Source organism: Clostridium lapidicellarium (genome assembly GCF_041224415.1).
In the GTDB taxonomy this organism is placed as follows: domain Bacteria; phylum Bacillota; class Clostridia; order Clostridiales; family Clostridiaceae; genus Clostridium_B; species Clostridium_B lapidicellarium.
Genome location: NZ_JBGFFE010000011.1, coordinates 1 through 12,127, shown reverse-complemented (window position 1 = coordinate 12,127; position 12,127 = coordinate 1). Strand labels below are relative to the sequence as shown.

11 protein-coding genes are annotated in these 12,127 nt (G+C 35.8%); 1 reads left to right on the top strand and 10 read right to left on the bottom strand.

All coding sequences use genetic code 11. The features are described 5' to 3' along the window. Nucleotides 1-13: 13 nt before the first annotated feature. The 10 genes from AB8S09_RS08815 to AB8S09_RS08770 all read right to left on the bottom strand — a co-directional run bounded on the left by AB8S09_RS08815 (nt 14) and on the right by AB8S09_RS08770 (nt 10,710). Nucleotides 14-1,360, bottom strand: a complete 1,347-nt coding sequence (locus AB8S09_RS08815; protein ID WP_294180705.1) for a GlmL-related ornithine degradation protein — start codon at nt 1,358-1,360, stop codon at nt 14-16. A gap of 41 nt (nt 1,361-1,401) precedes the next feature. Further along, nucleotides 1,402-3,606 carry a D-ornithine 4,5-aminomutase subunit OraE gene (gene oraE / locus AB8S09_RS08810; protein ID WP_294180707.1) on the bottom strand — a complete coding sequence of 735 codons (2,205 nt, stop codon included), beginning with the start codon at nt 3,604-3,606 and terminating at the stop codon, nt 1,402-1,404. After that, nucleotides 3,599-3,970, bottom strand: a complete 372-nt coding sequence (locus AB8S09_RS08805) for an ornithine aminomutase subunit alpha (RefSeq protein WP_294180709.1) — start codon at nt 3,968-3,970, stop codon at nt 3,599-3,601. Before AB8S09_RS08805 ends, oraE begins: the two co-directional genes overlap by 8 nt. 15 nt (nt 3,971-3,985) lie before the next feature. After that, nucleotides 3,986-5,398: a 2-amino-4-oxopentanoate thiolase subunit OrtB gene (ortB, locus tag AB8S09_RS08800; RefSeq protein WP_294180711.1), complete on the bottom strand. Its 1,413-nt coding sequence runs from the start codon at nt 5,396-5,398 to the stop codon at nt 3,986-3,988. Between the two features lie 26 nt (nt 5,399-5,424). After that, entirely contained in the window at nt 5,425-5,712 is a 288-nt protein-coding gene (ortA, locus tag AB8S09_RS08795; protein WP_294180713.1) for a 2-amino-4-oxopentanoate thiolase subunit OrtA, read from the bottom strand. A 378-nt stretch (nt 5,713-6,090) separates the two neighbouring features. Continuing rightward, a complete protein-coding gene (locus tag AB8S09_RS08790; protein WP_294180715.1) occupies nt 6,091-7,476 on the bottom strand; it encodes a sigma-54 interaction domain-containing protein in 1,386 nt (461 codons plus the stop codon). A gap of 214 nt (nt 7,477-7,690) precedes the next feature. Continuing rightward, a complete protein-coding gene (locus AB8S09_RS08785; protein ID WP_369868963.1) occupies nt 7,691-8,893 on the bottom strand; it encodes an MFS transporter in 1,203 nt (400 codons plus the stop codon). Between the two features lie 68 nt (nt 8,894-8,961). Further along, nucleotides 8,962-9,408, bottom strand: a complete 447-nt coding sequence (locus AB8S09_RS08780) for a MarR family winged helix-turn-helix transcriptional regulator (protein ID WP_294180717.1) — start codon at nt 9,406-9,408, stop codon at nt 8,962-8,964. Nucleotides 9,409-9,527: 119 nt separating this feature from the next. After that, nucleotides 9,528-9,863: a hypothetical protein gene (locus tag AB8S09_RS08775; protein WP_294180719.1), complete on the bottom strand. Its 336-nt coding sequence runs from the start codon at nt 9,861-9,863 to the stop codon at nt 9,528-9,530. 184 nt (nt 9,864-10,047) lie between these two features. Next, nucleotides 10,048-10,710, bottom strand: coding sequence for a B3/B4 domain-containing protein (locus tag AB8S09_RS08770; RefSeq protein WP_369868962.1), 663 nt, complete (start codon nt 10,708-10,710; stop codon nt 10,048-10,050). 461 nt (nt 10,711-11,171) lie between these two features. Between AB8S09_RS08770 and AB8S09_RS08765 the strand changes: the two genes are divergently transcribed. Then, nucleotides 11,172-11,873 carry a pentapeptide repeat-containing protein gene (locus AB8S09_RS08765; RefSeq protein ID WP_294180723.1) on the top strand — a complete coding sequence of 234 codons (702 nt, stop codon included), beginning with the start codon at nt 11,172-11,174 and terminating at the stop codon, nt 11,871-11,873. The last annotated feature ends 254 nt before the right edge of the window (nt 11,874-12,127 follow it).

The window sequence follows — 12,127 nt, the reverse complement described above, 5'->3', positions numbered from 1 at the left end:
CTTTCCATTATCACTATTGCAGGAGGCTCTGTTTTAAAAGAGCCTTAGCCGCTTCTTTGTCGTCCCTGCTTAACACCCCAGCACATGCCATTATATAATCCTTATCTATCAATACTTCTGCCATTTTACCGGGCATCATAGTCATATCATCGCTATTAAGATTTCTGATGCCTAAAAGAATTTCTTTCCCCTCAGGCAGCCTGGTAAGAGCTCCTCCAGTGCCAATTATATATTTGACTTGTGAAAGATCTTTACCATAGGCTATAAAGCCGCTTTCGCCCCCATATTTTCTCTTAATAGTTCCCACATGTCTGTTCATTGCAACTTCAACAGCTTTTTTAGTCAATATGCTGCTTATCCTTATATCCTCTTTTTCCAAGGGAATTGGCCTGATATGAGCCAATATATATCTTTTATCCATCTCTCCAATATCCTTCACATTTAAAAGATCCACTATATTTTTACTGTTTATATATACTCCGAGATCTCCTTCTACAGTTCTTTTGGCCTTCGGTTCCGGATTCACAAGCATATCCAAAACAACCGAACTGCCTTCTGTAACTGAATGGACATCCGTAGTAGCTCCCCCGACATCCAATGTTACTAGATCCCCTATCATATCATAGAGAATAATGGAACTCTCCATTACCGCTCCCGGGGTAGGCATTATGCTTCCATCTACCATGTCCTTTATCCTGTTCATTCCCGGAGCTTTTACGATATTCTTTTCAAATACCTTCTGTATTATCTTTCTGGCAGGCTCCACATTTAATTCATCTACCCTCGGATAAACATTGTCAATAATATATAATTCCTGTCCTTTGAATATCTCACTTATTTCCTGCCTATTTTCAACATTGCCGCAGTAAACTACAGGCCTGTCAAATCTTTCACCGCTTATAAGCTGTGCATTATAAAGGGCAGTTTCCCTTTCTCCGTAATCCACTCCGCCTGCAATCATTATCATATTGGGATTTATATCATGTATTCTCTTTACATCAATGCCCCTCATCTTTCCAGAGGTAATCATCTTAACTATTCCGCCTGCACCAAGTGCAGCTTCTTTTGCCGCTTTCACGGTCATGTGATTCATGAGACCGTGCACCGTTATTTTCAGCCCGCCTGCCGCGCTACTTGTTGCAAGCATTCTATCCCAATATATAGGCTCCTTCACCTGCATTTCTATATCTTTAATTGCATTTTTAAGGCCAATATTTACATCTCCGTCCAAAACTGTAGTACAGCTTTTTCCCTGAAAAAGCTTGTCAATAGATATCTCCTTACCTTGACTTTTTACATTAAATCCCGTAACCACAGTTGTGGTACTTCCTATTTCAGCAATTAAATAATCTACCTTCATAAAGAGTCACCTCCTGCTTAATAACTTAGTTAAATCCGGCATCACTCTTCCAGATCCGCATTGAGCCCCATAAGCTTTTTTATCACAAAAGAAGCTACGTCAGTACCATTGGATCCCCTTCCAAATCCAGCATCCATTCCATGTTCCTTGGCTATATCGTCAGTTATCTGGGTTCCTCCTGAAACCAGTATTAACTTGTCTCTCACACCTTTTTCTACACATAGGTCATGAAGTTTCTGCATATTTTTTATGTGAACATCATTATGGGTAATTATCGTACTGCACAACACGGCCTGTGCCTTGGATTCTATTGCCGCCTCAACCAATTTTTCAACAGGACATGATGTACCAAGATAAATTGTTTCTATGCCGAATTTTTCAACACCTCCATGTTTGATATCTATTATTTCTCTGAGTCCAACAGAATGCTCGTCTTCTCCTACCGTAGCAGCTACAACTTTCACAGGATGTTCTTTTACATAATCTCTCATAATTTTGTCAGAAAGAACTTTCCTTCTCTTTGGAAGTACTAGCTTGTCACGCTGAACTGGCTTAAAATCAACTACACCTTTTATTTCCACCAAAGTACCCTCTGCTTTCTGCATAACCTGTTTGTGTATAACTTCTACTTCCTTCAAATTCATTCTCCTGCCTATTTCAAGAGCTGCTGCCTCACTAATCTGTTCATTTTCCGGCAAAAACAATGTCACTTTAACATATCCGTCTTTGGACCACTGTACTTCAGGGACTACAGTTCCATCATCTTCAACAGTTTCCATCCTTTTTAACACATTATCATTTTCATCCAATTCATCTATATATTTGATTTTTGAGTGATCACACAGTGTACATTTATTTATGGTATCACAGGGTTTATCATAATTATCAGGTACATTGTTGTACCCGAAATGAGCACATACGGGAGCAAAATAATTTTTCTCTCTTTTAACTATTGTATCTACGGCATCACCTCCATCCATTTTCCTTGCAATTCCATCTCCATTTCTTTCAGGATACAAGCCTGAATCCACAAAAAAACCCGAGTCCACAGCTTTAAAGTATCCTCCTATCTCTATTATTTCCTCTAAAAACAATACCGCCCTTTCCTTTAACTCCCTCACTTTTTCAGGGAGAGGCCCTGTCTTTTTTATTTCCACCATATCCTTCAATCCATCCATAGCTATAAGAGCCTGTTTTGCAGTATTCACAGCATGTATATTATTATAGTGCCATGGAACATTCCTTCCCTCATCCGGAGTTATAGTGCTTTGGATATCCACTGATGTCAGTGCAGATATCAGTAAATTTAAGGTATGCGACACAATAGCTTCCCTTTCACAGGATTCTATATACCTGGTATTCATCTGGGCTCTCATCTTATATTTGTCAAACAGATCCCTCAGGGCTACCGCATAGGGAAGATCGTAGCGCATACAGGGAGCTGGTGCAGAAGTAGGCGGCACAGTAGAAAGTGCTATATTTTCAGGCTTCATTCCGACCATTTCCGAGAACTTGGCATTTATTGCATGCTGAACCATAAGTTCCGGCATTACATTATATCCTTTCATTGCCGTTGCATTGGCATTATGAGCGCCATCTATCTGGAGCATACCGGCCCATGACATTATCCCCTTTGCAACAGCTGCATCTACAAAGGATCTAAACATGTTTATATTCCTGTAAAGTATATTATACTGAGGATCCTGGTGTGCACCATTGACCCCTTCTTCTGCAAACATCACAGCTATGTCCGGCCCTGCAACACCAGATACATAGGAATGAAAATTAATTTTCCTTCCAACTTCTTCTTCTATCATATCTATAGCTTTTCTGGTGGCTCTAACTTCCTTTCTAGTAATTGGAACTCCTCCTACACCTTCCGGAGTTCCTTCTATCAATCCGTCAATGTGACTTTGTCCTGCAGTCCTTATTACCATAAGATGATCCGCCCCATGCCAAGCAGCCATTCTCATTCTTCTTAAATCGTCCTCAAACCTTCCTGAAGCAATTTCAGTCGTTATAATAGCTTTAGGCTGAGGATCTATATTTTCAAAACTTCTTGCAGCAGGCAATGGCTGACTTTTTTTTAGAGGTTTTGAAATTTCACGATAAGTAAATTCTCCGACTTTTCCCTCGGGATAGGGTTCCCTCCAATGCCATCCTCTCCATTTAGGCTCATATTTGTCCAGATCTTTAAGGATTTCTTTTATATTCAATTTTTCATTTTCTTTCAGCTTTTTAGTCATTTTTTTCACCAGCTTTCATGTTCTCAATAACCAAATTCCATCCAATACCCTTGGATAATTGTTCCCCGGCTTTCAAGTAATCCACATTTTTCAATTTGGCATAAGTCAAGACCACATTTCCCATACCTTTTCCCAGTAAATTCCATTTCGTACCGTATTCTACTATAGGCTTGGCCTCTAAGCTTGAAAATCCCATTCTCAAAAGCACAGAACGTTCAATAGCTGGAGAAGTATGTGTATAGGCCAGGTCCGCTAGAGGTTGAACAATTTGTTCAACCAGGCCCCAAAATCTGTCATACAGCTGTTTATCACTTAAATTTTCCAAATGCTTTCTTCTTTCCTGGAAATCATCGACCCTCTTCATAATTAAAATCCACCTCTAATTTATAAAAATATTATTTTTCTTTAATATATCAGCTATTTGTTCACTGCTTTTCCTGGTTTCTTCAGCTAAAAACTTTACATCAATTTTATCCACAGTATTTCCCTTTAATTTCTTAAGAGAATTTTTTATATAAGACCCCTTTAATTTTTCCATATCTTCATCTTTCACAGACACTAGACCAGGATGGGATGGAATTATTATATTTTTCCCAGGTATTTGATCCTTCGGATTCCCCAAGATGATTTTAATTCCATTTTCCTCTGCGAAATTAAGCTGAGATAATATATGTTTTCCCGCACCCGTATACTCGGTTTCCTGGACCACTATTACATCATCATTGTCATATTCTTGTGCAATGGCAAAGGCAGCTGCCAGAGAAGTATTTCCTGCAGGACCTCTTTCCATTCCTTCCAGCTGAGCCAGTATTTCAGTCATCCAAAATACCTCTCCTTGACTTATAGTTACATATCTATCCAAATATCTAAGAGGCCTTGCAGCACTTCTAGGTACGTCGGATCTATCCGGATAAGTGGCAAAAGGTATGCCAAACCCCGTATGACTTGTAGTAAAAGATTTTTTATTGAAATCTATGTCGGAGGCCATGTGAAGGCCGCTTAAATCAACGGAAGCCCCTATTACTTCTGTATTATCTGCACCTGCTTTTATAAGACCTCTTGCAGTTCCAGTAACATTTCCGCCTCCTGCATGGCTTATGATCACAGCTTTTGGTTCTTTTCCAAATCTGTTTCTACACTGGGCAGCTATCTCGCAGCCCAAAGTTTCGATACCTGCCACTCCATAGGAAGAATACAATGAAGCATTATAATATCCTGTTTCCTCTAATATTTTTAAGAAAGCATAAAATAATTCAGGTCCCACTGTGAGCCTAATGACTTCGGCCCCATATCCCTCACACTTTCTCACCTTTTCTAATATTTCGGGCTGACCAACTTTTCTTGAATCATAACATTCATTTACTATTATGCATTTCATACCCCTTATATCAGCTTGTGAGGCGACAGCTGCGCCATAATTTCCCGAAGTTGCAGCAGCTACACCTTCATATCCTCTCTTTACAGCGTTATATACAGATATGGAAGCTCTTCTATCCTTAAAGCTCCCAGAAGGGTTACAGCTTTCATCTTTCACAAATATCCCAGCTGCTTTCCCAGTTTTGGAAACTTTTCTAGCAAGTTTTGTTATATTTCTCAATTCCAATAAAGGAGTATTCCCAACTCCAACTTCTCTTTGTATTTTTATAATTTCATCAATAGAATAGCCTACATCTTTCATAAGTTTTTCATAATCAAAAGAAATTTTTCCCCTTTCATATCTGTCAAAATCAATACCGACAGATTTAAGCATTATGTCATTTTTTCTGGACATGATATCTTCATATTTATTCATTACACATTCACCTCTTCTGCTGATATTTACCCAATAATCTTCTTTGCCTGTTTCCCAATATCGCCTATTTCTCTAATATATTTACCAAAAGAGTGATAATAACCAGGTTCCACATCTACAACTCTTCCATCAACTATTCTCCCCGTTTTTGTCACGACCTTTACATCATCGTCTAATTCACAGTCAGTTAGACAATTGCCTTTTATCCAGCACTTTAAAGCTGTCTTTTTTGTTTCTTTAGGTATATTTTTGGCCCTGTCTTTTGGAAGCAAAACAATTTTTTCTATTTCAACCCAAGTTCCTTTTTCTATCATAGATTTTCACCTCCCGCAGCTCATTTTTAATACTTCTCAATTAATATCCAGCATTTATCCTGCCAATTCCAGATCCTTCAATTTACAATGTACTTAGTAAATTTTTGTGCAAAAAAAATTGCCTGTATCCAGACAATTAATTGATAATATCACTGTTATTCTTATTTCTAGAAAATGCAAATTTTTTTACTATATTGCAAATATTTTTGCATTTTTAATAAAATGATCAAAACTCTCAATATCTAATCCCTATATAATTTTCCCCAAACAACATCCACACAATGCTAAAGGCTTAAAAAACCTATATAAAGCGGATGCCTTGTACTTTAATATTTTAAAGAAATTACAAAATGTACAAACTAAATGCCATATATCAAATTAACCTATTTTATATTTTTTTATCTTGTACTGCAGGTCCTGTCTTGATAAATTTAATTGTTTTGAAGTTTTGCTAATATTAAAATTATTCTTTGCCAATATACTTTTTATAATTTTTCTCTCTATATTATCTACATACAAAGGCAGATCAATTTTTTCATTTCCAAAGGAATTTAAATCATTGCATATATTAGAGGGTCCGCAAAAAATTTTTGTGTCAAAATGACTATAATTTAAAATTGTATTATTATCCGCCATATTTATAGCTGATTCAATTACATTTTTAAGCTGCCTTACATTGCCAGGCCAATCATATTCCAAAAAGCTCTGCATTACATTATCATCTATACCCTGTATATTTTTTCCTAAAATGTTGTTATAATGTTCAATAAAATGTTTTTCAAATAATTCTATATCTTCTTTTCTTTCTCTAAGGGGAGGTATATTAATTTCTATGACACTCAATCTATAATAAAAATCAGATCTAAGTTTACCTTCCGATATAAGTTTTTCAGGATTTTCATTTATCGTAGCTATTATTCTAACATCTATGTTTACGGTTTTACTACTTCCCACAGGTCTCACATACCCTTCCTGAATTACTCTCAGAAGTTTAGATTGAAGATAAGGCTTCATAGAATTAACCTCATCAAGCAAAATGGTTCCATGATTGGCCTGTTCAAATAAGCCTTTCTTAGTTTCCGCTCCGGTGAAACTCCCCCTTTCTGTTCCAAAAAGTATTCCTTCCAACAATAAATCCGGGATAGCTGCACAATTCACAGGTATAAATGGCCCATTTCTCCTCAATCCATCATAATGAATGCTCTGGGCAACAACTTCTTTTCCACATCCGGTTTCGGCATAAATTAGTACGGAAGAACTCGATCTACTTGCTCTTTCAGCTTTTTCCACCACATTTTTCATGACACTGCTCTTATAATATATATCATTAAAACTATAGTGCTTTTTAGTCTTTCTATCCATATCCTGCAGTCTGCATATATATTCTGTCAGTTTCTTCAACTGTGTGAAATCTCTGGATATTTCAATTGCAGCTATTATAAAATCGTCATATTTCACAGGCACAGTAGTATTTATAGTAATAACTTTCTTTTTATGTTCACTTATATAACTCTGAACTAAATTTGTGATCTTCTCGCCATTTTTAAGAACCTGCACAAGTGTTGAAGAATCCTCTTTAACATCTTTCAAATATTCATTAACTCTCTTGTGCAAGACAGTCTCAGGCTGAATCCCCTCTATTCTACCCATGGATTTATTATAATATATGGTCTTTCCTTTAGAATTTACTATTTGAATTCCTTCATCCAAGTTTTCCAATAAACATTCTAATATCAACTTTATATTTTTCAAGCTATCGCCCATTTTATCACCCCAAATTATTTTTATTGGCCTTTAGCATAAAATTTAAATATTAGAGTTTGTTCATTTAGAAAATAAGTTTTGTATATTTTTGTAATTTTATTTTTAGCTATATTATACCATTAATTTCTATTATAGCGTCAAAATTTACCGATTAAAAAACAATGGGCTGATCTATTAAAATATCAATAGATCAGTCCATTCAATCTAAAAAAATCTAAACATTCAATGCTTTCCTAGGTCTGTAGATTATAAAATGGGCAATGATTGCAGCTGCTTGAAATGCAATCCCTATTGCACATACACCCTGCCATTTAAAATTCTGCCAGCAAAGAGTCCCCAAGAAGGAACCTACTGCACCACCCATAAAATATGAAAACATAAATACAGTATTATTGCGGCTGCGCATTTTGTCCCCCAAAAGTTGAACCCGCGCCTGATTTGAAACTTGTCCGCATTGATTCCCAAGATCCAGAATTATCGCTCCTGCAATAAGACCCCAGATATCATATCCGAAAATTGAAAAACACACATATGCCAAAGTAGAAAGCAACACTCCTATACCAACTGAAAATCTGGGACCTCTCTCATCTGCAACTTTCCCGATCAAAGGTGCTGCCAATGCACCTACCACTCCTACAAGGCCAAGCAAACCGGCTTCTCTCGTACCCATATTGTAAACTGGCGTTTCAAGCAGAAAAATAAGTGATGTCCAGAATATAGTAAAGGAACCAAACATAAAGAAACCATTCACCGCCGATTCACGGAGGGAAACCTGAGTCTTTACCAGTTTTGGTATTGATTTCAAAAGCTTCGTATAGGTGCCCTCAGATATCTGTCTGTCAGAAGGAAAGAGTCTTGCAATAAATATAAACAGTATTCCTACCATAATTGCGGCCAAGACATACACAACTCTCCAATTAAAAGCTGCTCCTACAATTCCGCTGAAAGCACGAGACAGCAAAATTCCCACAAGGAGACCGCTCATAACATCTCCTATAACTTTTCCCTGCTGTCCTGGAGGTGAAAGGTGAGCCGCATAGGGAACAATAATCTGCGGTACAGCTGTTGTAATGCCAAGTATGAACATAAATCCCACCATAATAAGATAATTGGGTGAAAAAGCTATTATAACCAATGCCAGTATAACAACAAGTAGCATTCGCATTATAAGCGAACGTCTTTCACACATATCTCCCAGTGGAACTATAAACAAAATTCCACAGGCATATCCAATTTGTGTAAGCATCGTAGCTATACCCGCTGAATTCTGTGATACGTGGAAAGCTCTGGCAATTTGAGACTCCAGAGGCTGTACATAATACAGATTGGCTACACAAACTCCGCAGGCAATTGTCATAAGAATTATCAAAGATTTTGTCAGTACAGGTTTTTTTTCTCCGTTAATTTCATCATTCAATATAGAAAATCTCCCTTCAAAACATATTTAAGCGTATATATACTATACGCATTGGCTATAAAAAATTATTATTCCATCAAGTGTTGTAATTCATCTAAAAAACTGTAAATAGCACAGATCTCCGCTTCTGATTTACCCTGCATACATGATAAAATCATTTTGGTAATATTTTCATGATACCTCTTGTGTTCCCTGTATGCTGTCCATCCTTTTCCGGTCAGCGATACAATAAGCTGGGATCTATTTTCTGGATTCACCTCCTTTACAACCAGTTTCTTTTTCTCCAACCTAATTACCGTCTGGGACACTGCACCTTTCGTAATATTCTTTTTCCGTGCTATTTCAGATATGGAAAGTTTCTCATTATTCCCTATAAATTCAATAAGATGAATTTCTGAAATATGCAGCATGGTATCTGTGCCAAAATTTCTTGCTCTGCTGTCATTTTCATTAAAACAATTTATAAGATCCAATAATTTTCTCTGAAGCCTATCAGCTTTTAATCTTTTATACATACATCAATTGTATACATAATATACGGTGCTGTCAACAATAAGCTGCATCTTTACATTGAAGATTAAGTTTACAGCCTTTCATATTCTCTTTTGAAAGAAAATACGAAAGACCGTATGTTCTAAAACTCACTCCATCTTTTTTTCATAAACATGTACGCAACAACAGGCATGAGTATGTCAACGACAATGCTTGCAATTATCAGAAAAGAAGCACTTCCTATAATATTCCACTTGATCAGAGTCATTATCACAGCGCCGACAGAAAACAGCGCCCAAATATAAAAGCCAAATTTTTTCCTTGAAAATAAAAGTATGAACAAGCCGGTCAACATACCAATTTTAACTATAACAAATACAACATTTAAAGCTAACCTGCCAATCGGAAACAGCAGCAGTGCACCGGCAATCACCATGACAACAGACAGCCACAGCCACAGTTTCAATTTTTGAGTCATGTGTTCTCACCCTTTCTTTAAATATGCCACAGGCATTTATATTTTATAAAAATAATTCAATTACCTTATTCACTATTATACACCTAATCTACTTTTGAATATTGAATCCATAAATACCTGGCGAAACTAAAATCCTGGATGGGCAATTTAGCTGTCCAAAAAATATCAGCACCCCCTGCTCACTTTATTCAATTGTTTTAATTTCAATGCCTTTTCCACCAGCATACTTTTCCAGAAGGTGTTTACCATATTCCAAATATTTCTCAATATCAATTCTGTCACTAAAAGAATAAATACACAATAAAATTTCATTTACATCATCTGTTATCATAGCTCTTTCCGAATCACTGGTAGGACTTCCGAAGCTGCCAATAGAATCGGTTAATACAGGGAGATTAGAAATATTTATCAGAGCTTTGCCAATACCCTTGTAGTGTTCACCTTCTTTTCCTATCGACAATGAAATGGGTGAATGTATATTTTTAATATTGTATGAGCCCGCAGGGAATTTGGATTTCAAGGATATTAAGTTATTAATATCTACAACATTGTTTACCTTATAAAGACCTTTCCCCTGTAATACCCTTCTGATTAAAGCTTCAGAAGATAGTCGATATTTACTAGGTGCTTTCCCAAGTTTTTTATATAAATCTCTTCCGGCTTCAATTTGAGGTAAATGTGATAATTCTTCAATATGTATTTCTTCATTTAATACTTTACAATAGCTGCTAATTTCCTTCAACAAGGCATCGCTGCTATTTTCAACAATTACATGTGCCTGTATGCACCCTAGAGCTATTGTAGGACAAGCTTCTTTTAATTCTTTGCAAATCGATATATCTATCATAATATAATCAAGCTCCTTTTTATTTTGTTCAATAAAAATATTTTTACATAAATATATTCGCTATTTCATTTAAATTATAATATCTTTATATCTTCTAAATCAAATAGATTTTTGCTGAAATACAGTATGTTGTTAGTCTATTTTTTTGATTTCTTTTCCAAACTCCACAGGTGATATTTTTTTCTAAGTTTTTAAACACTTTAGTAAATGACGAATTATACTCATAACCTGCAATTTGAGAAATTTATAAAATCGTTAAGTCTGTATTTAAAAGAAGTTCTTTTGCTCTTTTCACTCTTAAATTTTGTATACATTCAAAATATTGATTTATACACTTAATAGAATATGATATGATAATTTTAAATAGAATTTTAGGTATCCTGTCTTCAGCATGGCTGCAATAGGGCAGGTATAGACTTTATCCAGATGTATGCCTGCAAAAAATAAAGGGGGAAAATCTCATGCACAGATTATCACAAGAAGAATTTAAAAGCATATTGAAAGCTAGAAAACCCAAAGAAAGACTCGTTTTAAAAGAAATAGAGCTTTTTGACATGGATCTCACAAAATGGGATTTATCTAATATTGATTTTTCTTTCAGTGCATTTCATAGAATCAGGTTTGACGAAGCAAATCTAGAATACAGCAGTGTTTTCAATGCTTTATTTGATGAATGCACTGTACGTAAAACAAACTTTCGGCATGCAAATTTAAAATGTGCAGCACTTCGGTATGCAGATATGACAAGCTGTAATATCGAAGATGCAAATTTATACGGTGCGGTATTAGAATATGCTAAATTGAATAATATCGTTTCCAACAAGAATACAAAGTGGTTTCGTCTACACTGTCCGGAAAAAGGTGCCTTTTTGGGATATAAAAAATGTTTTAATGATTGTTTGGTACAGCTTCTAATACCGGCAGATGCAAAGCGAACTTCGGCTACATTGCCTTCTTGCCGCTGCAGCAAAGCAAAAGTCCTTACAATCAAAAGTTTGGACTATAAAGAAATTTACAAAGAAGCTTGGTCTTTGGTAGATGAAAATTTTGTTTATCGTGTAGGTGAATGGGTAGAAGTAAAGAATTTTGATGAAGACCGATGGAAAGATTCCACTACGGGCATCCATTTTTGGATGACAAGGGAAGAAGCAAAGAATTATTAAAAATAAGAAAAATAACGTACCTAGGTTTGATTTACATAAATCTTAGAACTGTCTTTATAAATTGTTAGCACAATAGGGCTATTGTAAATTGCTTCCAATAGTCGTATTGTGCTTATTGATTAAAATTGCAGTATTAAAAATCATGATTTTCCATTAAAAACTATCCTACTAACTTACAACTTTTGTTTAAAGAGCTGAAATTTTCAACCAGTTTATACCCTGCTTCCAAGGCACGCTTGTTCAAATCTTCCGTT